Source organism: Paraburkholderia caribensis (assembly GCF_002902945.1).
Taxonomy (GTDB): domain Bacteria; phylum Pseudomonadota; class Gammaproteobacteria; order Burkholderiales; family Burkholderiaceae; genus Paraburkholderia; species Paraburkholderia caribensis.
Genome location: NZ_CP026103.1, coordinates 899752 through 921698 on the forward strand (window position 1 = coordinate 899752; position 21947 = coordinate 921698).

General features: G+C 62.2%; 20 protein-coding genes. 13 read left to right on the forward strand and 7 right to left on the reverse strand.

Features of this window, described 5'->3' with window-relative positions; translation table 11 throughout:
• Positions 1-2: 2 nt before the first annotated feature.
• Genes C2L66_RS33510 through C2L66_RS33535 form a run of 6 tightly spaced genes read right to left on the reverse strand, consistent with a single transcriptional unit; the run spans position 3 to position 5301 of the window.
• On the reverse strand, positions 3-1061 hold the full coding sequence (locus tag C2L66_RS33510; RefSeq protein ID WP_233445098.1) for a Gfo/Idh/MocA family protein: 1059 nt from the start codon (positions 1059-1061) through the stop codon (positions 3-5).
• Entirely contained in the window at positions 1015-1866 is an 852-nt protein-coding gene (locus C2L66_RS33515; protein WP_060607933.1) for a sugar phosphate isomerase/epimerase family protein, read from the reverse strand. Before C2L66_RS33515 ends, C2L66_RS33510 begins: the two co-directional genes overlap by 47 nt.
• Positions 1781-2200 (reverse strand): Dabb family protein, encoded by a 420-nt coding sequence (locus tag C2L66_RS42445; protein ID WP_082433897.1) that lies wholly within the window; start codon positions 2198-2200, stop codon positions 1781-1783. The genes C2L66_RS33515 and C2L66_RS42445 overlap by 86 nt, the downstream gene beginning before the upstream one ends.
• A gap of 2 nt (positions 2201-2202) precedes the next feature.
• Positions 2203-3372 carry a dihydrodipicolinate synthase family protein gene (locus C2L66_RS33525; protein ID WP_060607936.1) on the reverse strand — a complete coding sequence of 390 codons (1170 nt, stop codon included), beginning with the start codon at positions 3370-3372 and terminating at the stop codon, positions 2203-2205.
• 7 nt (positions 3373-3379) lie between these two features.
• The gene (locus C2L66_RS33530) at positions 3380-4159 is read right to left on the reverse strand and encodes a 3-ketoacyl-ACP reductase (protein WP_060607939.1); all 780 of its coding nucleotides are present in this window, start codon (positions 4157-4159) and stop codon (positions 3380-3382) included.
• The gene (locus tag C2L66_RS33535; RefSeq protein ID WP_060610406.1) at positions 4156-5301 is read right to left on the reverse strand and encodes an acyl-CoA dehydrogenase family protein; all 1146 of its coding nucleotides are present in this window, start codon (positions 5299-5301) and stop codon (positions 4156-4158) included. The genes C2L66_RS33530 and C2L66_RS33535 overlap by 4 nt, the downstream gene beginning before the upstream one ends.
• A 202-nt stretch (positions 5302-5503) precedes the next feature.
• Here C2L66_RS33535 and C2L66_RS33540 point away from each other — a divergent pair, with 202 nt between their 5' ends.
• Positions 5504-7048, forward strand: coding sequence for an acyl CoA:acetate/3-ketoacid CoA transferase (locus C2L66_RS33540; protein WP_054932101.1), 1545 nt, complete (start codon positions 5504-5506; stop codon positions 7046-7048).
• A gap of 47 nt (positions 7049-7095) precedes the next feature.
• Here C2L66_RS33540 and C2L66_RS33545 read toward each other — a convergent pair whose 3' ends face one another.
• Entirely contained in the window at positions 7096-7779 is a 684-nt protein-coding gene (locus C2L66_RS33545) for a TetR/AcrR family transcriptional regulator (RefSeq protein ID WP_054932102.1), read from the reverse strand.
• Between the two features lie 212 nt (positions 7780-7991).
• On the opposite strand from C2L66_RS33545, the gene C2L66_RS33550 reads away from it, so the two are divergent.
• From C2L66_RS33550 to C2L66_RS33605, 12 genes are all read left to right on the forward strand, one after another.
• Positions 7992-9500, forward strand: coding sequence for an aldehyde dehydrogenase family protein (locus C2L66_RS33550; protein WP_060607941.1), 1509 nt, complete (start codon positions 7992-7994; stop codon positions 9498-9500).
• A 93-nt stretch (positions 9501-9593) separates the two neighbouring features.
• Positions 9594-11267 carry a GMC family oxidoreductase gene (locus C2L66_RS33555; RefSeq protein ID WP_060607944.1) on the forward strand — a complete coding sequence of 558 codons (1674 nt, stop codon included), beginning with the start codon at positions 9594-9596 and terminating at the stop codon, positions 11265-11267.
• Positions 11268-11355: 88 nt separating this feature from the next.
• Positions 11356-12435: a sugar ABC transporter substrate-binding protein gene (locus tag C2L66_RS33560; RefSeq protein ID WP_054932104.1), complete on the forward strand. Its 1080-nt coding sequence runs from the start codon at positions 11356-11358 to the stop codon at positions 12433-12435.
• A gap of 80 nt (positions 12436-12515) precedes the next feature.
• Positions 12516-13451 carry an ABC transporter permease gene (locus tag C2L66_RS33565; RefSeq protein ID WP_233445099.1) on the forward strand — a complete coding sequence of 312 codons (936 nt, stop codon included), beginning with the start codon at positions 12516-12518 and terminating at the stop codon, positions 13449-13451.
• Between the two features lie 17 nt (positions 13452-13468).
• Positions 13469-14968 carry a sugar ABC transporter ATP-binding protein gene (locus C2L66_RS33570; protein WP_054932105.1) on the forward strand — a complete coding sequence of 500 codons (1500 nt, stop codon included), beginning with the start codon at positions 13469-13471 and terminating at the stop codon, positions 14966-14968.
• Between the two features lie 7 nt (positions 14969-14975).
• Positions 14976-15935: an ABC transporter permease gene (locus C2L66_RS33575; RefSeq protein WP_054932106.1), complete on the forward strand. Its 960-nt coding sequence runs from the start codon at positions 14976-14978 to the stop codon at positions 15933-15935.
• Positions 15936-15987: 52 nt separating this feature from the next.
• A complete protein-coding gene (locus tag C2L66_RS33580) occupies positions 15988-16737 on the forward strand; it encodes an electron transfer flavoprotein subunit beta/FixA family protein (protein ID WP_060607947.1) in 750 nt (249 codons plus the stop codon).
• A 23-nt stretch (positions 16738-16760) separates the two neighbouring features.
• Complete coding sequence (locus tag C2L66_RS33585) at positions 16761-17693, forward strand: electron transfer flavoprotein subunit alpha/FixB family protein (protein WP_060607950.1); 933 nt, start codon at positions 16761-16763, stop codon at positions 17691-17693.
• Between the two features lie 24 nt (positions 17694-17717).
• Positions 17718-18725, forward strand: coding sequence for a Gfo/Idh/MocA family protein (locus C2L66_RS33590; RefSeq protein ID WP_060607953.1), 1008 nt, complete (start codon positions 17718-17720; stop codon positions 18723-18725).
• Positions 18722-19573 carry a shikimate dehydrogenase family protein gene (locus C2L66_RS33595; RefSeq protein WP_063803391.1) on the forward strand — a complete coding sequence of 284 codons (852 nt, stop codon included), beginning with the start codon at positions 18722-18724 and terminating at the stop codon, positions 19571-19573. Before C2L66_RS33590 ends, C2L66_RS33595 begins: the two co-directional genes overlap by 4 nt.
• Before the next feature lie 237 nt (positions 19574-19810).
• Positions 19811-20773, forward strand: a complete 963-nt coding sequence (locus C2L66_RS33600) for an aldo/keto reductase (RefSeq protein ID WP_409372676.1) — start codon at positions 19811-19813, stop codon at positions 20771-20773.
• Positions 20774-20901: 128 nt separating this feature from the next.
• Positions 20902-21924, forward strand: coding sequence for a zinc-dependent alcohol dehydrogenase (locus tag C2L66_RS33605; RefSeq protein ID WP_060607958.1), 1023 nt, complete (start codon positions 20902-20904; stop codon positions 21922-21924).
• The last annotated feature ends 23 nt before the right edge of the window (positions 21925-21947 follow it).

The following is a 21947-nucleotide window of genomic DNA, read 5'->3' on the forward strand; positions in this document are numbered from 1 at the left end:
GCCTAACGGGTCGCATGCGACAGGATCTGGTCGATGACAAGCTGGTTTCCAAGCGAATTTTCCAGAGTGAATGCGATCGAATCACTGCGTCCAAGCAGGACAGAGCCGAAATTCTCGACCATCAACTGATACTGATCCACACCGCCGAAATCGAACGTTTCGACAACGCCGCTGGCATCGGTACGCAGTCTGATTTTCGCGTCGGCATACACGCCCGCATTGAATGGCGCGTCCAGGGAAAGCCAGCCTTTGGAACCATGGAACACCATGTGTTGGCGCCGCGCAAGCTGCGTTCCGCAGTAGAAGTTCAGTCGAAAGCCCGGAAAGTCCAACGCGCAGATTGCAAGCTTGTCGGTGCCATAGCGCGGGTCGATGGTAATGTCGGCACGCACCGAGAGCGGTTCAAGGCCGGTTGCGATACGTGTTGTCACGACTGGGTAGACACCAATGTCTCGCACGCCACCGCCGCCAAGCGCGAGGTCGTTCTTGAGGGCTGCGGGGTCGTCGTTGAAATACGTGAACGAGCCTTCCACGAGTTCGAGATTGCCGAGCGAACCGTCCGCGATCCGATCACGCACGAATGCCCATTGCGGATGATGCGCCACCATGAACGCTTCGGCGCATACGAGTCCGGTCGCATCGCGAAGCGTGATGAGTTCCTGAACCTGAGCGGCGTTCATCGCGATTGGCTTCTCGCACAGCACGTGCTTGCCCGCGAGAAGTGCCTTTTTGCACCACTCGAAGTGACTGGCCGTCGGCAACGGGATATACACGGCATCGACTTCTTTGCTCGCAATCACTTCCTCATAATTCGCGCACGAGGCAGCTATGCCGTGCTTTGCCGCGAACGCTGCGGCACGCGCGCCATCGCGGGCAGCTACGCAGACTGCGCGGCCGTTGCTCGATCGCTCGATTGCGGGCACGACGAAATTGTCGGCGATTCTGGCGGCACCGAGCACGCCCCAGCGGATCATGTCCCTCATGGCTGTCTCCTCCCGTAATTGGTCAGCTTCATTAACACACCGTCTGAAGCCGCTCCGCGCAGACGCGAAGTACCTCATCCGCGTCCCGACGCCACCAGTTCTCTTTCGAAAATATCTCGACCTCGACCAACCCATCGTATCCATTGCGTTCTATGCCTTCACGCAGTGCCGATAGGTCGACGACGCCGTCGCCCATCATGCCGCGGTCGAGCAGCAGGTCGCGCGTTTCGCGCAGCCAGTCGCATACATGGAACGCGAGAATCCGCTCGCTGCGGCCAGCCGCCGCGAGCGACGCCTGCAACGCGGGGTCCCACCAGCAGTGGTAAGCGTCGACAGCCACCCCGAGAAAGCCAGAGCGTTCGGGATCGAGCGCGTCGCATATGTCGAGTGCCTGCGCGAGCGTGTTGAGCACTGCCCGGTCTGCCGCATACATAGGATGGAGCGGTTCGAGCGCGAGCGGGACATTGAACTCGCGTGCCGTTTCCAGCAACTCCTCGATGCCATCGGAGACCTGCGCGCGCGCTCCGCTCAAATCGCGGCTCCCTTCAGGCAAGCCGCCGATCACCATCACGAAGCACCGTGCGCCGAGCGTTGCAGCATCGCGCAGGGCAGACTTGTTGTCATCGATGTTCGCTTTGAACTGCGCTCGCGTCGCAGCCGGCAAGTATGTCGAACGGCAATAGCCGGTGACGGTCAGATCGAGCGCCTTGATCTGCTTCGCGATCCCGGCAACGTTCGCTTTCTCCACTTCATGACGCCATGGTGCGATGCCGCCGAATCCCGCGCTGGCGATCCGGTCAATCGTGCGGCTGAGCGATTCGCGGTGCCCGAGCGTTGCGGTGTTGATGGAGCAGAGGTCGAGTCTTCCTTTCAGGTTTCTCATGATTGTCCAGATTGATATCGAAGACGAGCAGTCCATGAACGCCGCCTTCCAGTGCTTCGATGAGCCGCGCAACGATCGCGCGATGAGTCGGATGCGCGAGGTAGTTAAAACACTCGTCGCGGCTTTCGAAATCCATCATGAAGCCATCGGCAAGGTTCAGACCGTATCCTTCTGGCGAAATGTTTGGTCCGCATTGAAAGTTCGTAAATGCGATCTCAGGTATTTCCACAAGCCGCCTGATCTGCTCGAAGAAGGCGAGGCGACTGTGCGCCGCCACTTCACTGCGGAATCGGCATAGCACGATGTGTCGCACGGGCCCGTTTGAGTGGGTCATGGTCAGTCTCTACAGCCAAGCGATGCCATGACCGCGCGCACACGTGCGACGGCGGCTTCAGGATCGCGGAGCAGGCCAGCCTGGTCCGCGAGGCGGAATACGTCCGCAAGATAGGCGGGTGGGCGCATGCCATGGTGACCGCCGAGCATGAAGAAGTGATCCTGAAATCCATTCAGATACGCGAGGAAGACGACGCCTGTTTTGTAGTACTGCGTCGGCGCCCGGAAGATGTGGCGCGACAGCGGCACTGTCGGTGCGAGCAGCGCGTTGAACGTGTCGAGATCGTCGCCAGCGAGCGCGGCCAGGGCTTGCGATGCGGCGGGAGCGATCGCGTCGAAGATGCCGAGCAGCGCATGCGAATATCCCGCGTCGTCGCCGGCGATCAGGCTGGGGTAATTGAAATCGTCGCCCGTGTACATCTTGACTGCGGGCGGCAATTGCCGGCGAAAGGAGATTTCCTTGGTGTCGTCGAGCAACGATATCTTGATGCCGTCGACGCGATCGACGCTGTCGCCGATCACACCAAGGCAGACTTGCGCCGCGCTCTCGTAATCCGACGCTCCCCAGTAGCCAGCAAGTTCAGGATCGAACATCTCGCCGAGCCAATGAAGAATCACCGGCTCGTCGCACATGGCCAGCACTTCGCGATAGACACGCCGATAGTCGTCCGGGGAGCGGGCCACGCGGGCCAGTGCGCGGCTCGCCATCAGGATGACGCGTCCGCCGACGCGTTGAATGGCTTCGAGCTGCTCTGCGTATGCGCGGATCACCTCGTCGCAGTTCGTAATCGAATTCGGTGCAACGTGATCCGTGCCGCAGCCGGACGCGATCAACGCGCCGGGGATATCGCGCGTGCCTTCAATTGTGCGGGTGATCAGCTCAAGCGCGGCTTGCCAGGGCAGACCCATGCCGCGTTGTGCAGTATCCATCGCTTCAGCAATGCCGAGCCCTTGCTTGAGCAGGTAGCGGCGATATTCGAGTGTGCGTTCCCAATCGATTGCAGGCGCTTCATTGAGTTCGCCGGCGCGGAGTGGATCGGCCACCACGTGGGCGGCCGAATAGGCAATGCGGTTGAACGGCCGGGCAGGTGCGCGAACATCGAGCGGCGTGCCTTGCAGGCGGTAGGTATCCATCGTGCCGGACGCGGTCGGCAGTTTGAGTGTCAGGTTCATATGCGTGTCAGTATTTGGTCACGAGCAGGCCGCCGTCGACACGGATAGCCTGTCCAACGCTATAGGGCAGTCCGCCCGTCGCCAGCGTGCGCACAGTGGTCGCAACTTCCTGAGGCACGCCCCAGCGCTTGATGGCCGTGAGGCCTTGCTCTATCTGCACGTCGTAGCGTGCGCGGGAGGGGGCGGTCATCTCCGTTTCGATCAGACCGGGCTGAACTTCATAGACGCTCACGCCGTGCTCGGCGAGCCGCAATGAAAACAGCGTGGTCGCCATCGACAGACCCGCCTTCGACACGCAGTATTCGCTGCGCAATGGCGAGGCCGCGACCGCATTCGACGACGTGATCGTGATGACGCTCGGATGCGGCGCGATACTGGGCCGGGAGCGCGCGAGGAAGTGCTTCGCGAACGCCTGGGTGAGGAAGAACGTGCCGCGCGTGTTCACGGCGATGCAACGGTCGAAGCTCTCAGGCGATACATCGAGCAGGTCGCCTCTCGACATCACCGATACGCCCGCGTTGTTCACGAGGCAATCGATCGAACCGCCGAGCCGTGCTTCGATATCGACCAGCGTGGATGGGTGCGAGTCGATATCGGCAAGATCGGATACGACGGCAATCGCACGGGCGCCTGTCTGTTCGACTTCGGCAACGGCCTGATCCAGTTCGTCGGAGTCGATAGCGTCAGTGAGCGCAAGGTCGAACCCTGCGCGGCCGAGCTCGATTGCAATCGCCCGCCCGATGCCGCGTCGACTGCCCGTGACGAGTGCAACAGGACGGTCGCTCATACCGACGCTCCATTGGCAATCAGATCGCGGGCGATGATCGTGCGCTGGATCTGGTTCGTGCCTTCGTAGATCTGCGTGATCTTCGCGTCGCGATAGAGCCGTTCGACTTCGTAGCCGCGAATGTAGCCACTGCCGCCAAAGATCTGCACTGCGTTGGCGCTGTGCTTGACAGCCGTGTCGCCCGCGAAGCACTTGGCCATCGAGCAGGCGATGCTTGCGCGGTCGCCCGTCTCAAGGCGTTCAGCCGCGTCGTGCACGAGCAGCCGTGCGGCCCGAATATCCTTCGCCATATCGGCGAGCATCCACTGGACACCCTGAAACTCGGCGATGTGACTGCCGAACTGCTTGCGCGTCTGCGCATACTCCAGCGCCGCTTCGAGACCGGCCTGCGCGATGCCGACAGCCAGCGCGGCGATGCCGACGCGGCCCTTGTCGAGCACGCTCATCATGATGTGAAAGCCGCGCCCTTCCTGTCCGAGCAGTGCGTCGTGCGGAAGTTTGACGCGGTCGAAATGCAGTTCGCCGACTTGCGACGCACGCTGCCCCATCTTGTGTTCTTTAGGACCTTTCGATACACCCGCCAGATGGCAATCGACGATGAAGATGCTCATGCCGCGCTTGCCGGCCGCCGGATCGGTGCGGGCGAGCACGAACGCCAGGTCCGCAACCGGCGCGTTGTGAATCCAGAGCTTGGCGCCGCTGAGTTCCCATCCGTCGGCAGTGCGCGTCGCGGTGGTGCGGATGCCCGACACGTCGGTACCGGCGTCCGATTCGGTAATGCAGTAAGCCGGCCGGAGCGCAGCGCGCAACAAGGGCTCCATGAACTTCGCGCGCTGTTCGTCGGTGCCGTGAACACTCAGGAGCGTACCGACCAGTTCGAGCAGGCCGCACTGGTCAGCAACCGACGCGTAACCGCGCGACAGCTCTTCCATCACAAGCGCGTAAGCGGTGACGTCGAGCCCGGCGCCGCCAAATTCCTCGGGCACTGTAATGCCGAACAGGCCGAGTTCACCCATCTGCCTGTAAATCTCCGCGGGGAATCGCTCCTCACGGTCCAGTTCCTCGGCTAGTGGGCGTATCACTTCCTGCGAAAAGCGCCGTGTCGTGTCGCGGATCTGCTCATGCGTTTCTGAGAGCTTCATGTCGTCTCCATCTGTAATCGTCATACCTGATTGTTGCGATGCAGCGGGGCAGTGCAGGTAAACCCGAGCGCCGCGCAATAGCCCTTGAAATCAGATGTTTCGTGTGCCAACATTGGCAACAAGTAACCATCTGGTGGGTTATTTAAGACCAACGAAACGCCGCTGTCAACGGGTTTTGCGGCCGATCTGAAAGGAGGGAGCAGTGAGCAAGTGGAAGGAGGCTGCTGATGCGGTCGAGCAGATTTTCGACGGCGCGACGATCGCGCTGGCGGGTTCGGGAGGCGGTCTGCTAGAAGCGGACGCCGTGCTTGCGAAGCTCGAGCAGCGTTTCCTCGAGACCGGGCATCCGCGCGATCTGACGGTCGTGCATGCGCTGGGTATCGGCGACGCGCGGGGCAGTGGCCTGGGACGCTTTGCTCATGCAGGCATGGTCAAGCGTGTGATCGGTGGGCACTGGAGTTGGGCGCCATCGATGCAGAAGCTCGCGAAGGAAAACGCTTTCGAGGCGTACAGCTTTCCGGCTGGTGCGATCTCTACGCTGCTGCGGGAAATCGGCGCGGGGCGCCCTGGCCTCGTCACGCATGTGGGCCTGCGCACCTTCATCGATCCGCGTATTGATGGCGGCAAGATCAACGAGCGCGCGACTGAAGACATGGTCGAACTGATTACGCTCGATGGACGCGAGTACCTGCGTTACAAGCCGTTCAAGGTCGATTTCGCCATCGTGCGCGGCTCCTCGGCGGACGGGAGTGGCAACGTCACGCTGCGCCGCGAACCGGCCGATCTGGACGTCTATGCGGCAGCGCTCGCGGCCCACAACTGCGGCGGTCGCGTCATCGTGCAGGTGAAAGAGCGTGAGCCCGAAGGATATGTGCCCGCGCGCCTCGTTCGTATTCCCGGCATCCTCGTTGATGCGCTCGTCGAAACCCCCGAGCAGGTGCAATGCGTGGTGTCGGACTACGATCCGGCGCTCAGCGGCGAAGCGCTATGTCCAATCGGCGCGGGCTTCTACGAAGTGCCAACAGGCATCCGCCGCATCATCGCTGCGCGGGCGGCGAAGGAATTGCGCGCCGGGCAGTCGGCGAACTTCGGCTTCGGCATTCCAGGCGGCATCCCCGCCTTGCTGGCGGAACACGGGCGGCTCGGCACGTTCTGGGGATCGGTCGAACAGGGCATCCACAACGGCGCGATGCTCGACGGCCCGATGTTCGGCACGGCACGCAATGCGGACGCGATCCTGTCGAGCGTCGACCAGTTCGATTTCTACAGCGGCGGCGGTGTCGACGTCTCTTTCCTTGGCATGGGCGAGATGGACGGCGAGGGCAACATCAATGTGTCCAAGCTGGGTTCGACGGTCGTGGGTCCTGGCGGCTTTATCGATATCACGCAGGGCGCGCGCAAGATCGTGTTTTGCGGAAGCTTTGAAGCGAAGGGACTAGCGGTCGAACAGGCGGGCGCGCGTCTGAACATCGTGTCGCCGGGCAGCGTGCCCAAACTGGTCGATCGCGTGCAGCACATCACGTTCAGCGGCGAGCAGGCGCGCCTTAGCAATCAGGAAGTGCTGTATGTGACGGAGCGTGCGGTGTTTCGCCTGGAGGCAGACGGCGTGCGTCTGATCGAGGTTGCGGAAGGGGTCGATGTCGAGCGCGACGTGCTGGCGCGCATGGCTTTCCGGCCGCTCGTCGATGAAGCATTGCTCGTGCGTTCGACGCAGAACGTGCTTCCGACACAGGCAAAGGTGGCGTGATGTCAGGGCGCGCGAAGGGCGACTGCGGACTCCGCGCGCTCGGGCTTTCACGGGCGCACGATTCGCAGAATGGTCTCGATGTTGAACTCGAGACGGCTTTTCAGCGCCGCCTTGTCCATGAAGTCGATGTCGAAGATCACACCGCTTGTGAAGCGGTTCGTCAGGTAGTAGTAGCCGATAGCGGCCATCGTGATGTGCAGTTGTCGTGCGTCGACACCCGACCGGAACACGCCCGCTTCGACGCCGCGATCGAGGATGCGCTGCAACATGGAGATAAACCCCTGGTGCAGATCGTGAAACCGCTGAGACTTCTTGACGTGGCGTGCTTTGTGAAGATTTTCGCTGTTCACGAGCGTCATGAACTCGGGGTTTCGCAGGTAGTAGTTCCAGGTATGCGTGGTAAGGGCAACGAGCGCGTCTTCCGGCGAAAGATGGTCGAGGTTGAGTTTCAGTTCGGCGGAACGGATGTCGGCGTAGGCATCTTCGAGCACCGCGACGAAGAGTTCCTCCTTGCTGCCGAAGTAGTGATAGATCATCCGCTTGTTGGCTTTGGAGCGCGTTGCAATGGCTTCGACGCGCGCACCGGCCAGGCCGAGCTTCGCGAATTCTTTCTTCGCGGCTTCGAGAATGTTGGCCCGGGTAACCTCCGGGTCGCGCTGCCGGGGCTGGCGCGTAACAACCGTTTCTGCGGGCTTCGATGCGCGTCGTTGGGGCGTGGTGGCAGCGGTCATATGGGTCGTAACGAAGTAGGGTGGGAGCGCCCTTACAGGGGCCTAATGACGGTGACTATAAACCAAAAAGCGGGTTGTCAGGAAGTAACTGGATGGTGCAGAATTGGGCCAACAACATCACGCTTCAGGCCAGCGGCATGGCGACGGCACTGCCCTCGACGCGTCATGGTTTAGAGCGGCGCCGTAAAGAATTGCACATATTGGAGGCAGGAATGAAGGATCTGGGTGAACTGGCAGCCTCGCTGCGCTTACCGTCCGAACTGGTGCGTACGCCGATGTTCATCGACGGCAAGAACTATTCGGGCGCAGATAACGAGTGGGTAACGCGTAAGAGCCCCGGGCATGGCGTGCCGGTGACGGCCACGACGCGGGCGTCGAAGCGGGACCTGGACGTTGCCGTCACCGCCGCGCGTCGCGCATTCGACGACGGCCGCTGGTCGCGGCTGTCGGGCGAGGCGCGTGCAGCGGTGCTGCTGAAAACGGCGCAACTGATTCGCGACAACGTAGAGACGCTGGCGTATCTCGAGACGCTCGAAAGCGGCAAGCCCATCGGCCAGTCGCGCGGCGAAGTCACTGCGGCGGCGGGAATCTGGGAATATGCGGCGGGGCTTGCCCGCGTCGTGCATGGCGACTCGCACGACACGCTCGGCCCCGACATGTTCGGTCTGGTGGTGCGGCAACCGGTCGGCGTGGTGGGCATCGTTACGCCGTGGAATTTTCCGTTCTTCATTCTTTCGGAACGTCTGCCGTTTGCGTTGGCTGCGGGATGCACGGTGGTCGTCAAGCCGGCGGAACTGACGTCGACCACGACGCTCAAGCTCGCCGCGCTGCTCACCGAGGCCGGCTTGCCCGATGGCGTGGTCAACGTGGTGACGGGGCTCGGTTCGGTGGTCGGCCAGGCGCTCGCGGAACACATGGACGTCGACATGATTTCGTTCACCGGCTCGACGCCCGTGGGCCGCTCGGTGCTCACGGCCGCTGGCGGCAACATGAAAAAGGTCGGGCTGGAACTGGGCGGCAAGAATCCGCAGATCGTATTCGCCGACGCCGATCTCGACGATGCAGCCGATGCCATCGCCTTCGGTATCGCGTTCAACGCGGGTCAGTGCTGCGTGTCGGGCAGCCGGCTCGTCGTTCACCGTTCGGTCGAAGAAGAACTGGTCGAGCGCGTGAAGGCGGTACTTGGAAAAGTGCGTGTCGGCGATCCGCTCGACGCGTCCAACCACGTCGGCGCCATCGTCGAAGCGCGGCAGTTCGACAAGATTCGCGGCTTCATCGACGCCGGCAAGCACGATGGTGCGCAACTGGTCTGCGGCGGCACTTCTAGCAACGAAGGCGAGCGCTACTTCATCCAGCCGACGATGTTCCGCAACGTGCAACCTGGCAGCGCGCTCGCCCAGGAAGAGATTTTCGGGCCGGTGCTCTCGGTTACCGCCTTCGATACCTTCGAGCAGGCCATCCAGTTGGCGAATGGCGTGCCGTACGGCCTCGCGGCAAGTATCTGGACACGCGACCTGCAAGGCGCGTTCAAGAGCTTGCGCGAGGTGCAGGCCGGGCGCATCTGGATCAACTGCACGATAACGGGCGGTCCTGAACTGCCGATCGGCGGTGTCAAGCAATCGGGCATCGGTCGCGAGACAGGTCGCTATGGTGTCGAGGAATACACGGAGCTCAAGTCCGTGCATGTGCAACTCGGCAACCGGCCACGCTGGATCGCGTAAGGCCATTTTTTTACGAAAGCGGTCACAGAGAGCCGCGCAAAGGTTGGGCCACGCGGAACTGCGCGGCCGCAGAACGCAGAATCGGAGACAGCAATGTATGACTATGTGATCGTGGGTGGCGGCCCGGCAGGCTGCGCGCTGGCAGCACGTCTGAGTGAAGACGCAAGCAACCGGGTACTGTTGCTCGAGGCCGGCCCCGCTGATACGAATCCCTACATCCATATGCCCGTCGGCTTCTTCAAGATGACGGGTGGTCCGTTGACGTGGGGTTATCGCACCGCGGCGGCGGCGGAGACACAACGCCGCCAGATTCCGTTCGCGCAGGGCCGCGTGCTCGGTGGCGGCAGCTCGATCAATGCGATGGTCTATACGCGCGGCCAGCCCTCCGATTACGACGCATGGGAGCGCGACGGCTGCACGGGTTGGGCCTTTCGCGACGGCGTGCTGCCGTATCTGCGCCGGATGGAAGACAACGAGCGCCTGTGCAACGAGTATCACGGTGTCGGCGGTCCGCTCGGCGTGTCCGACCTCATCACCGTCAATGAACTCACCAAGGCTTTCGTCCGCGCCGGTCAGGAAGCCGGCCTGCCGTACAACAGCGATTTCAACGGCGCGCAACAGGAAGGCGTCGGCGTGTATCAGGTCACGCAGCGCAATGGGCGGCGTTGCAGTGCCGCAGTGGGCTATCTGCGGGACGCGCGTGCCCGCAGCAACCTGACGGTAAAGACGAATTGCCTGGTGTCGCGCATCGTGATCGAGAAGGGCCGCGCGGTAGGCGTCGAATTCGCTGAGCAGCACTCGCGGACGAACGTCGTCGTTGCGCGGGCCGAGCGCGAAGTGATCGTGACGGCGGGCGCGATCGGTTCTCCCAAGTTACTGATGCTCTCCGGCATTGGCCGCCCCGCCGATCTGGAGCGCGCGGGCGTCAAGCCGTTGCATTCGCTCAAGGGCGTTGGTGAGAACCTGCAGGATCATTTCGACATCGATATCGTGTACGAGCTCAACGGCCACTACAGCCTCGACAAGTACGCGAAGAAGCACATGATGCTGCTCGCCGGCCTCGAATACAAAATCTTCAACAAGGGCCCGGTCACGTCGAACATCGCCGAGGGCGGGGCGTTCTGGTATTCCGACAGCAGCGTGCCGACGCCCGATCTGCAGTTCCACTTCCTGCCTGGAGCCGGCGTCGAGGCCGGCGTGCCGCCTGTTCCGTCAGGTTCGGGTTGCACGCTCAATTCATATTTCCTGCGCCCACGAAGCCGCGGCAGCGTAACGCTGCACAGCGCGGACCCCGCCGATGCGCCCGTCATCGATCCCGCTTATATCCGCGATCCCTATGACCTGAAGGTCGCTGTGGAGGGCATTCGTCAAAGCCGCGAAATCATGACGCAGAACGCACTGCGCAAGTTCATCAAAAGCGAGCACTTCCCTGGCGGCGCAGTGCGCACGCAGGCGCAATACGAAGAGTACGCGCAGCAGTACGGGCGCACCGGATATCACCCGGTCGGTACCTGCAAGATGGGTGTGGACGATATGTCCGTGGTCGATCCGCAGTTGCGGGTTCACGGCATCGAAGGTCTGCGCGTCGCGGATTCATCCGTTATGCCACGCATCGTCAGTTCGAACACCAATGCGCCGACACTGATGATCGCAGAGAAAGCGTCGGACCTGATTCGCGGGCGCGCAGCGGCCCAGGCACCGGCGGCAGGCCAGTTGGCCAACCATTCCGGACGGACAGCGCCCGTCGCCGCCGCGACGCTGGCGTAGGGTCGGGCCGCGCGGCCTGAGAGAGAGTTCTGGTATCGAACTCCATAACAATGAGTAACTATCTATATATTTATTGGAAGGAGACATCATGTCCAAACACGATCAACACCCGGCTCTTTCACGCCGTGACTTCATCAGGCTCGGCGCAGGGGCGGCCTTTGCGATGGTCGGTAGCAGCGTTTCAAGGCTGTCGCTCGGCGCGGGGCAGACCACCTTGGCCTGCTCGTTCCGGTCGCTGACCAACCCGTATCACGCGGCCTTCAACAAGGGCGCGCAGAGCTTCGCGGCAAGCGTCGGCTTGCCGTATGTGCCGCTCACGACTGAAGGGAGTTCCGAGAAAGGCATCGCCGATATTCGCGCGCTGCTGCAACGGACGGGCGGCAATCTCGTGCTCAACGTCGATCCGAATGATTCCGCCGACGCGCGCGTGATCGTCGAGGCCTGCTCGAAAGCGGGCGCGTTCGTCACGACTATCTGGAACAAGCCGAAGGATCTGCATCCGTGGGACGCGAACCCGAACTATGTAGCCCATCTTTCCTATGACGGTGTTGCGTACGGCGAAGAAACCGCCACGCAACTGTTCAAGCAGATGGGCGGCAAGGGAGGCGTCGTCGCGCTCGGTGGCATCTTCAGCAACGTGCCGGCAATCGAACGTAAAGCCGGGCTCGACGCAGCACTGAAAAAATTTCCTGGCATTCAGTTGCTCGACTTCCAGGTCGCCGACTGGAACTCACAAAAGGCGTTTCCGATCATGCAGGCGTGGATGACGCGCTTCAACTCGAAGATCAAAGGCGTATGGGCCGCGAACGACGACATGGCGCTCGGCGCGATCGAGGCACTGCGCGCCGAAGGTCTCGCAGGCCAGATGCCCGTGACGGGCATGGACGGCACGCCGCCCGGCCTGAGCGCGATCAAGGCCGGTGAACTGGTCGCTTCCGTCGACTGGGACCCGTACTGGCTTGGTGGCATCGGCCTGGCAATGGGTCTTCAGGCGAAGGAGAAAAAGGTCGACGTAGCAGCGTTGCCCAAGGACCGGCGCGAGTCCTATTGCAAGGCAACGTTCGTGACCAAAGCTAACGTGCAGGATGTGCTGAAGCGCGCGGCTGCGCCAGGCGGCGATTGGAACAATCTCTATGCCCGCGTCGCGGGTCCAGTGGTGTATCGATGAACAAGCTGACCTTGGCGCCCACCCGGCAGGCCGTGCCCACAAAAACAACCGGGACCCCGATCGTATCGAAGCAGGCACTCGTGCGACGATTTGCACCGCTGCTGGTGCTGGTGGCGCTCGGTCTTTGCATCGGCGCGCTGAACCGCGACTTCTTCGATCCGATGAATCTGTCGCGGATTGCGATAGGTGCTGCGATTCCTCTCACCATCGCACTCGGTGCCGCGTTCGTCATTCAGCTCGGCAGCATCGATCTGTCGGCCGAAGGCATCGTCGCGGTCGCTGCGATTGCGGTCTCGATGCTGGTCGAGAACTCGTATAACGACAACCACTTCGGGCTGTGGGTGCTGGCCGTGGCGATTTCCACAGGTACCGCGCTGGGTCTTGCCAATGGCGTGCTGCACGTGTTCCTGCGCATTCCGTCGTTCATTACGACACTGGCGATCGGCTTCGTTGCAACGGGGATCGGTACAGCGTGGCTGTCGGGGAACACGATCCGTGTGAGCGATCCTTCGCTGCGCGCCATTTCGATTACGCGCTATCTGGGTCTGCCTCTGTCGGTCTGGATCGCGATATCGATGCTCGGGGTCGCGTGGTTCGTCTACAAACACACGCTGCTCGGCCGGCACACGCTCGCAATCGGCGGCGGGGAGGATCTCGCGCGGCTGAGCGGGGTGCGGGTATCGCGCGTGCGCATCGTGGTGTTCGCGCTGGCGGGCGCGTTCTATGGAGTGGCGGGCATCCTCGCCGTTGCGCAATACGGGCAGGGACATGCACGCATTGCCGATGGTCAGTTGTTCGTTGCGATTACCGCGATCGTGGTGGGCGGTACGTCGCTCGCAGGCGGCAACGGCAGTCCGATGAACACGTTGATCGGCACGCTGATCGTCATTGTGCTCGGCAACGGCATGGTGCTGCTCGGTGTGCCTCCCTACGTGCAACAGGGCATCCAGGGTGTATTGATCATCGCAGCCGTAACCCTCGCGCTCAATCGCTCGCGCCGGCGCATCGTCAAATGAGCGTGAGGAGAACAGACATGCTTTCACTCAAGAACGTCACCAAGCGCTTTCCGGGTGTGCTCGCCCTGGACGACGTATCGATCGAAGTCCGGCCGAATGAAATCGTCGGTCTGATCGGCGAAAACGGCGCAGGAAAATCCACGCTGATGAAACTCCTGACGGGCGCATACCGTCAGGACACGGGCGAGATCGAGCTTGGCGGCAAGCCGCTCGTGATCCGCAATCCGCGCGACGCGACGTCCAAGGGCATCGCGATGGTCTATCAGGAGCAATCGATCCTGCCGAATCTGACCGTTGCCGAGAACCTGTTCCTCGGTCGCGAAGAAGACTTCGTCACCTTCGGCCGGATGAACTGGGCAAAGCTCAAGCGGGCAGCGAAGAAGGAACTCGCGACGGTGCGTCTGGACGTGGATCCGCTGACGCTGTGCGAGGACCTGTCGTTCGGCCAGCGACAGATGGTTGAACTCGCGCGAGCCTTGTCGCTTGCGAGCCGCACGGGCGGCACGCCGATCATCCTGCTCGACGAGCCGACTTCCGTGCTCGAGGCGGGGGAGATCGACATCCTGTTCGGACTCGTGCGTGAACTCAAGTCGCGCGCGTCGTTCGTGTTCGTGTCGCACCGGCTCGATGAACTGCTGTCGCTCAGCGACCGCGTGTATGTGATGAAGGATGGGAAGGTGGTGTCGGAGATGTCGTCGGGCAATGCGTCGGTGACGAAGCTCCACGAACTGATGGTCGGCCGGTCCCTGCACAGCGAGTACTACCGCGAAAACCTGCAAAAGCCCTGCCGCGCGGAGGTCGCACTGTCGGTGCGCCACGCGTCGCTGGGTCACGTGCTCAACGACGTTTCCTTCGATGTCCACTGCGGCGAAGTGTTCGGTGTCGCGGGCGTGGTCGGGTCCGGGCGCGAAGAACTGTGCCGGATCATTGCGGGCCTGGAAAAGCTCGACGCGGGGGAGGTGATGGTGGGTACGACCCGTCTGAAGCCTCAGGCCAATCATGCCGTCGCGCTTGGCATCGGATACGTTCCGCGTGAGCGAAAGGTCGAGGGGCTCGTCACCCAGATGAGCGTTGCGCAAAATCTCACGCTGCCGCGTCTGGGCGCCGTCAGCCGTGGCGGCGTGGTTCGCAAGGCAAGCGAGCGCGCGCTTGCCAACGAATGGATACAGCGGCTGCACATCAAGACACCAGGGCCTGATGCATCCTGCCGCAACCTGTCGGGCGGCAACCAGCAGAAGGTGGTGCTCGCGAAATGGCGTTTCGCAGGCAGCCGGATTCTCGTGCTCGATCATCCGACGCGCGGCCTCGATGTCGGTGCAAAGGAAGAGGTCTATCAACTCATCCGCGAACTGACAGCAGAGGGTGTCGCTGTCGTGTTAACGGGCGATACGCTCGAAGAGATTCTTGGGCTCAGCCATCGCGTGATGGTCATGCGAGACGGCCGCGCTGAAAAGGTCCTGCCGTGCGAGGTTGGGCGTAAGCCCTCGCAGGTCGAAATTGTCGAACACATGGTCTGAGGTCAACATGCCACAACTGAACGCACCACTCGCGGCGAAGCTGCGCGACAACGCGCCCTTTCTCGCACTCATCGTGCTGTACGTGTTGATTGAAATCGCGCAGCCGAGCTTTCTGGCACCTTCGACGCAACTCGGCTTGCTCGCCGACAGTTCGACACTGTTCATCATGGCGGCTGGCACGACCTTTGTCGTCTTGCTCGGCAGCATCGACCTGTCGCTGCAGTCCGTGGCGTCTCTCGCGAGCGTGATCGTGGCGATGCTGCTGCCGCGTTACGGAGCGATGGCTGCCGTCGTCGCACTCGCTGCGTCGTTTGGCATTGGTCTGCTTAGCGGGGTGATCCAGACCATGCTGCGCATTCCGTCCTTCATCGCGACGCTTGCGGTGGGCGGGATTGCGTCGGCGGCTGCGTTGACGCTTTCCGGTACACGCTCCATCGCGATCAGCGACGAGATGCGCAACGCCTCGCTCGGTTGGACCACGGGTACTTCGTTCGGCGTGCCGCACGAAATCCTGCTCGGCATCGCAGTGTTTGCGTTCTGTCTGTTTCTGCATCGATCGACGGTATTCGGCCGCCACGCTGACGCGATCGGTGCCGGCGAACCGGCGGCGATCGCCTCGGGTGTGCGCGTGTGGGTGACCAAATGCCTGGTGTTCGGCACGTCGTCTTTCTTTGCGGGGCTTGCGGGTGTCGTCATGGCCGGTCGACTGGGCAGCGGTTCGCCAACGCTGGCAGATCAGTTCCTGCTTCCCGCCATTGCCGCGGTGATCGTCGGCGGAACGGCGCTGACGGGTGGCGCGGGCGGCATCGGCAGGACGCTGGTGGGCGCGCTCCTCGTGTCGGTCGCGCGTGTGGGCATGACGTTCGTCGGCATTAGCGTGTTCGCGCAGCAGATCGTGTTCGGACTGATCCTGATCGTCGCGGTGACGGTGGCGTTCGATCGTTCGAAGGTGCTGGTCATCAAGTGAGATTCGACCCGGCCCGTTGCGCGCCGGCTTTTGTTGAAGGAAGAGGTTGCACATGAAAATTCTGGTCACGGTCAAAAGAGTGGTCGACTACAACGTCAAGGTTCGCGTGAAGTCGGATGGAAGCGGCGTCGATATCGCGAACGTGAAGATGTCGATGAATCCGTTCGACGAGATTGCCGTTGAGGAAGCGGTTCGCCTGAAGGAAGCGGGCGTGGCGACGGAAGTCGTTGCGGTGTCGTGCGGCGTGACGCAGTGTCAGGAGACGCTGCGCACCGCGTTGGCCATTGGAGCGGATCGCGGGATTCTCGTTGAGTCGACGGAAGAATTGCAGCCACTCGCGGTCGCGAAGATTCTCAAGGCGCTCGTCGATAAGGAGCAGCCGCAACTGGTGATTCTCGGCAAGCAGGCCATCGACGACGATTCGAATCAGACCGGTCAGATGCTGGCCGCTTTGGCTGGCTTGCCGCAGGCGACGTTTGCCTCGAAGGTCGTGGTGGCGGACGGCAAGGCTACCGTGTCGCGTGAAGTCGATGGCGGCGCGGAAACGCTCTCGCTCAAGCTGCCCGCAGTCATCACGACCGATCTGCGCCTGAACGAGCCGCGCTACGTCACGCTGCCGAACATCATGAAGGCGAAGAAGAAGCCTCTGGAGACACTGAAGCCGGCCGATCTCGGTGTCGATGTCGCACCGCGCCTGAAGACGGTGAAAGTCGCGGAGCCGCCGAAGCGTTCCGCAGGCGTAATGGTGCCGGACGTGAAGGCGCTGGTCGAGAAACTCAGGAACGAAGCCAAAGCCCTGTAAGGACAACGCAGGAGACGGATGAAATGACGATTCTGGTAATTGCAGAACACGACAACGTATCGATCAAGACCGCAACGCTGAACACGGTTGCTGCTGCTTCGAAGATCGGCGGTGATGTTCACGTGCTGGTCGCGGGTTCGAATGCGCAGGGCGCGGCCGACGGCGCCGCGAAGATCGCGGGTGTTTCCAAAGTGCTGCTCGCCGACGCGCCGCAACTCGCCGAAGGACTGGCTGAGAACATCGAAGGCACGGTGCTGAATATCGCGCGGGACTATTTGCATATCCTGGCGCCCGCTACCGCATACGGCAAGAACATCGCGCCGCGCATTGCGGCGCATCTCGACGTCGCGCAGATCAGCGACATCACGGCTGTGAATAGCACCGATACATTCGAGCGCCCGATCTACGCTGGCAACGCGATCGCGACGGTGCAATCGGGCGACCCCGTCAAGGTCATCACCGTGCGCACGACGGGCTTCGACCCCGTGGCGGCCGAAGGCGGCAGCGCATCGATCGAGAAAATCGAAGCCGCCGCGGACGCGAGAATATCCGCGTTCGTGAACCGCGAATTGACGAAGCTGGACCGGCCGGAACTGACATCGGCGTCGGTGATCGTGTCGGGTGGCCGTGGACTGGGGAACGGTGAGAACTACACGAAGGTGCTCCAGCCCCTGGCGGACAAACTCGGTGCGGCATTGGGCGCGTCGCGTGCAGCCGTAGATGCGGGCTTCGTTCCGAATGACTATCAGGTCGGCCAGACGGGCAAGATCGTCGCGCCGCAGTTGTACATGGCCGTCGGCATCTCCGGCGCGATCCAGCATCTGGCCGGCATGAAAGACAGCAAGGTGATCGTCGCGATCAACAAGGATCCGGAAGCGCCGATCTTCAGCATCGCAGACTATGGTCTGGCTCAGGATCTGTTCGAAGCCGTTCCAGAGTTGACGACGCTTATCTGAAGTAGCCTCATTGAGGACGTACTGATGCGTAAAAGCCGAATCGCGATCGTTGGCGCCGGTCTTGCCGCGACGCCTCACGCGCTTGCACTGAACGAACTGAACGACGAAGTGGAGGTGGTGGGCGTAGTCGGTCGATCGGCGGAACGGCTGGAGCGCTTCACCGGCACGTATGGCTTTCCGGTTGCCAGATCGTTCGACGCCGTATTGGGGGACCCACGCGTCGATGCCGTTCTGGTGCTGACGCCGCCGCACACGCATCTCGAACTCGTCGAGCGGGCCGCTGCTGCGCGCAAGCATGTATTGCTTGAAAAGCCGCTAGACATATCGATGCCTCGCGCAGAACGCGCGGTTCAGGTGTGCCGCGACGCGGGCGTGCGACTCGGCGTGGTCTTCCAGAATCGCTTTCGTCCCGCTGTCGAGCGGCTTGCGACGCTCGCGAAGAGCGGCGCACTGGGCGCGATCGCCTATGCCGGCGTCGATCTGCGCTGGTGGCGGCCTCAGTCCTATTACGACGAGCCCGGCCGTGGGACCTATGCGCGCGATGGAGGCGGCGTGCTGATGACGCAGGCCATTCACTCGCTCGACATTCTGATGTGGCTGGCGGGAGACGTATCAACGGTAGTCGGTGCAACGGCAACAACCGCTTTGCATTCGATGGAAGCAGAAGACTTCGCGAGCGCCATACTCACGTTCGAAAGCGGCGCCGCCGGTCACGCGCTTGCGACGACGGCGGCGTATCCGGGTTTTCCTGAGCGAATTGAGCTGATCGGCACCAATGGGACAGCGGTTCTCGAAGGGGGACATTTGCGCGCGTTTTTCCACGATGGTCGTGTCGATGAATTTCATGATCCTTCGTCGTCGGGTTTTGGCGCCAAGCCAATGGACTTTTCCCATACGGCGCATCGTGATTTGCTCAAGGACTTCCTCTGCGCGATTCGCGAGGATCGCAGCCCATTGGTAACGGGCGACGATGCGCTGCGCGTGCAGCGTCTGATCGAACGCATTACCGCACAGACAGGACGCCGCCAATGATGCACATCGACGGAGAAACCCGGATCGTCGCCATTCTGGGCGACCCCATCGCGCAGGCAAAGTCGCCGGAACTCTTCAATGCGTGCTTCCAGCGGGACGGCGTGAATGCGACCCTCGTGCCGTTTCACGTGCCCGCTACTCACCTTGGGCCCGTGCTCGAAGGGCTGCGTGGCATCGTCAATCTGGCCGGTGTGGTCGTCACGGTGCCGCACAAGCTCCAGGCGACCGTTCACGCGGCGCGATTGTCGGAGGCGGCGCAGCAAACGGGCGGGGTCAACTGTCTACGGCGCGAAGCCGACGGTTCCTGGACGGGCGCGATGTTCGACGGTGAGGGCTTCGTCAAAGGCCTGCCTGGTCGTGGCCACGGGGTTCGCGGCAAGTCGGCGCTCATCGTCGGGACAGGCGGCGCTGGTGTGGCAGTCGCGCATGCGCTGATCGACGCGGGTATTGCATCGCTCGATCTCTTTGACAGCAATGCGACGTCGTTGCGGCGGCTCGCGCAGGCATTGCAAAAGCGTGGGAGCGGCGTGGTCGTCCGGGAGAGTGTGCCGCGCGCTCAGGCCTGTCACGATTTGGTGGTCAACGCGACACCGTGCGGCATGCGTCCTGGCGATCCGCTTCCGATCGATCTCGCTAATGCCGGTCCGCATGCTGTCATCGCAGACCTCATCATGAAGCCTGCGCAAACTCGCCTGCTGGAAGAAGCGGAAGCCAGAGGTTTAACCACCCACCCGGGTCGTCACCTGCTTGAAAATTCGGTCGAAGCGATGGTTGCGTTTTTGCGGCTGCTTCCACCATCCCGTGAGCGTGCAACAACTGCCTGCCAGGCGTGGATCGAGTCCGCGTAAGCCGGCAAATGCTCCGGGAAAACCCCCTTTGATTGATCCTGGATCGGGGCATAGTATGAATCACAAGTAACTATCCGGTGGGTTACGTAACAGATTCGACAGTAGCCGACTTTCGTTCGCAACGACTTGCATCGGACCAGTAAATGCGCGAATAGCGCCGCCGCTGGTCGACAGGAGACAACGATGAATCCAGCAGAAAAGCGCAAATGGCCGCGCTCGGGACTCGAAACAACGCTGATGGGCTTCGGCGCGGCGCCGATCGGCAACATCTTCCGGCCGATCACGGAGGAGGATTCCGCGGCCCTGATCAAGGCTGCCTGGGACGCCGGCGTGCGCTATTTCGACACAGCTCCCATGTACGGCCATGGTTTGAGCGAAGCTCGCTGTGGGCAGGGGTTGCGCTGGTATCCGCGCGACCAATATGTGCTGTCGACGAAGGTGGGACGACTTCTCAAGCCCCGCAAGCGCGCGGAAATCGACTTTACGCCGTGGGTCGACGGCCTGCCGTTCGAAATGAAGTTCGACTACAGCTACGACGGTGTCATGCGGTCGATCGAGGACAGCCTGCAGCGACTGGCGTTGGAGCAGATCGACATCGCACTGATCCACGACATCGACAGCTATACGCATGGAGACAGGCAGCCGGAAATGTTCGAGGCGGCCATGTCGGGCGCGGCGAAGGCGCTGCTGAAGTTGCGCGACGAAGGCGTCGTGAAGGCGGTAGGCGTGGGTGTGAACGAATGGCCGGTTGCGCATGAGGCCGTCAAACGCCACGACTTCGACTGTCTGCTGCTCGCCGGACGTTACACGCTGCTCGAGCAGGACGCGCTCGACGGCTTCCTGCCCCTGTGTGAGGAGAGGCAGGTGTCGGTCATCCTCGGCGGCGGCTACAACAGCGGCATTCTCGCGACGGGCGCGGTTCCCGGCGCGAAATACAACTATTCGCCCGCGCCCGATGCGGTCCTCGAACGGGTGCGCAAAATTGAGAAGGTGTGCCGGGAATACTCGGTGCCGTTGAAAGCGGCGGCGCTGCAGTTCGTGCTCGCCCACCCGACCATACCCACCAATATTCCCGGCGTGCGCACGGTCGCCCAGCTCGAAGACAACCTGCAAACGTTCCGGGCACAGATTCCATCCGCATTCTGGGCCGAACTGAAGCATCGTGAGCTGATCCGGCAGGACGCGCCCACTCCTCAATAACGGTTCGTCGCCGACCCGCAATCGGGTAGCAGAGAACGACTCGCGGGTTCCGCGCCCGCTTCCTCCGCCGCGCAATTACGTGGCGGATGGGACCGGTCGTGCCCGCGTTTCAACGTCAGGGAGAAGTCATGAAAGCTGCCGTACTTGTTGCTCCGATGCAGTTCGAGTTGCGCGACGTGCCTGTTCCTGAGTGCGGCGCGTCGGACGTGCTTATCAAGGTCGAGCGCTGTGGGATTTGCGGAACCGACTTGCACATCTATCACGGCAACTACTCGAGCGACCGCCTGCCATTGATTCTGGGGCACGAGTTCTCCGGGACGATCGCCGAAGTCGGCTCGGCCGTAAAAGGGCTGAAGGTCGGTCAGGCGGTCACCGCCGACATCAATCTCGGTTGCCGCAGTTGCTTCTATTGCCGCAAGAACGAGATTCTCAATTGCACACAGATGGTTCAACTCGGCATTCATGTGGACGGTGGCATGGCCGAGTACGTGCGTGTGCCGGCCTATGCGGTCGTCCCGTTGCCCGCGGCGATGCCCGTGGAAGAAGGCGCGATGGTCGAGCCGCTTTCGTGCATCGTGCGGGCGTTTCGGAAGGGGCATCTGCGGCTTGCCGAGAGTGTGCTGGTGATCGGCGCGGGGCCGATCGGCCAGATGCATATGCAGCTCGCCGTCCGCGCGGGCGCGGCACCTGTCATCGTCGTCGAGCCGAACGAGCAGCGGGCGCGACTCGCAAAAGAACTGGGCGCGGATCTGGTCGTGACCGACCCCGCTCAGCTCGAGGCCGCCGTGCGCGGCGCAACCGATGGACGCGGCATCGACGTCGCCATTGAAAGCGTCGGTTCAACCGAACTATACGAAAAGGCGTTCACGCTGATCCGTCCTGGCGGCCGCGTGATTGCGTTTGGACTTGCCAAGCCGGGTCATACGTTCAGAATCTCCGCGCTCGATTTCGTGCTGCGGGAGCAGGGCGTGCAAGGCAGTGTTGCCGGCATGGGCGACGACATGCACGAGGCCGCGACCCTGCTCGGTTACAGGCGCGTGAACGTTGCGCCGTTTCTCACCACGATCTATCGCCTCGATGACGTTCAGGCTGCGTTCACGCGCCTCGCTGAAGACAGGAACGTATTGAAGATCCAGTTGCAGGTCGCGTGAATTGCCCGGCCGTCGCAGCGGTT

Excerpts from the sequence above, each read along its gene's own strand:
- C2L66_RS33545 (WP_054932102.1), bottom strand. The coding sequence starts at position 7,779 with ATGACCGCTGCCACCACGCCCCAACGACGCGCATCGAAGCCCGCAGAA.
- C2L66_RS33535 (WP_060610406.1), bottom strand. The coding sequence starts at position 5,301 with ATGAAGCTCTCAGAAACGCATGAGCAGATCCGCGACACGACACGGCGC.
- C2L66_RS33600 (WP_409372676.1), top strand. The coding sequence starts at position 19,811 with ATGGGCTTCGGCGCGGCGCCGATCGGCAACATCTTCCGGCCGATCACG.
- C2L66_RS33550 (WP_060607941.1), top strand. The coding sequence starts at position 7,992 with ATGAAGGATCTGGGTGAACTGGCAGCCTCGCTGCGCTTACCGTCCGAA.
- C2L66_RS42445 (WP_082433897.1), bottom strand. The coding sequence starts at position 2,200 with ATGACCCACTCAAACGGGCCCGTGCGACACATCGTGCTATGCCGATTC.
- C2L66_RS33575 (WP_054932106.1), top strand. The coding sequence starts at position 14,976 with ATGCCACAACTGAACGCACCACTCGCGGCGAAGCTGCGCGACAACGCG.
- C2L66_RS33570 (WP_054932105.1), top strand. The coding sequence starts at position 13,469 with ATGCTTTCACTCAAGAACGTCACCAAGCGCTTTCCGGGTGTGCTCGCC.
- C2L66_RS33515 (WP_060607933.1), bottom strand. The coding sequence starts at position 1,866 with ATGAGAAACCTGAAAGGAAGACTCGACCTCTGCTCCATCAACACCGCA.
- C2L66_RS33580 (WP_060607947.1), top strand. The coding sequence starts at position 15,988 with ATGAAAATTCTGGTCACGGTCAAAAGAGTGGTCGACTACAACGTCAAG.
- C2L66_RS33590 (WP_060607953.1), top strand. The coding sequence starts at position 17,718 with ATGCGTAAAAGCCGAATCGCGATCGTTGGCGCCGGTCTTGCCGCGACG.
- C2L66_RS33560 (WP_054932104.1), top strand. The coding sequence starts at position 11,356 with ATGTCCAAACACGATCAACACCCGGCTCTTTCACGCCGTGACTTCATC.
- C2L66_RS33530 (WP_060607939.1), bottom strand. The coding sequence starts at position 4,159 with ATGAGCGACCGTCCTGTTGCACTCGTCACGGGCAGTCGACGCGGCATC.
- C2L66_RS33510 (WP_233445098.1), bottom strand. The coding sequence starts at position 1,061 with ATGAGGTACTTCGCGTCTGCGCGGAGCGGCTTCAGACGGTGTGTTAAT.
- C2L66_RS33585 (WP_060607950.1), top strand. The coding sequence starts at position 16,761 with ATGACGATTCTGGTAATTGCAGAACACGACAACGTATCGATCAAGACC.
- C2L66_RS33555 (WP_060607944.1), top strand. The coding sequence starts at position 9,594 with ATGTATGACTATGTGATCGTGGGTGGCGGCCCGGCAGGCTGCGCGCTG.
- C2L66_RS33595 (WP_063803391.1), top strand. The coding sequence starts at position 18,722 with ATGATGCACATCGACGGAGAAACCCGGATCGTCGCCATTCTGGGCGAC.
- C2L66_RS33525 (WP_060607936.1), bottom strand. The coding sequence starts at position 3,372 with ATGAACCTGACACTCAAACTGCCGACCGCGTCCGGCACGATGGATACC.
- C2L66_RS33605 (WP_060607958.1), top strand. The coding sequence starts at position 20,902 with ATGAAAGCTGCCGTACTTGTTGCTCCGATGCAGTTCGAGTTGCGCGAC.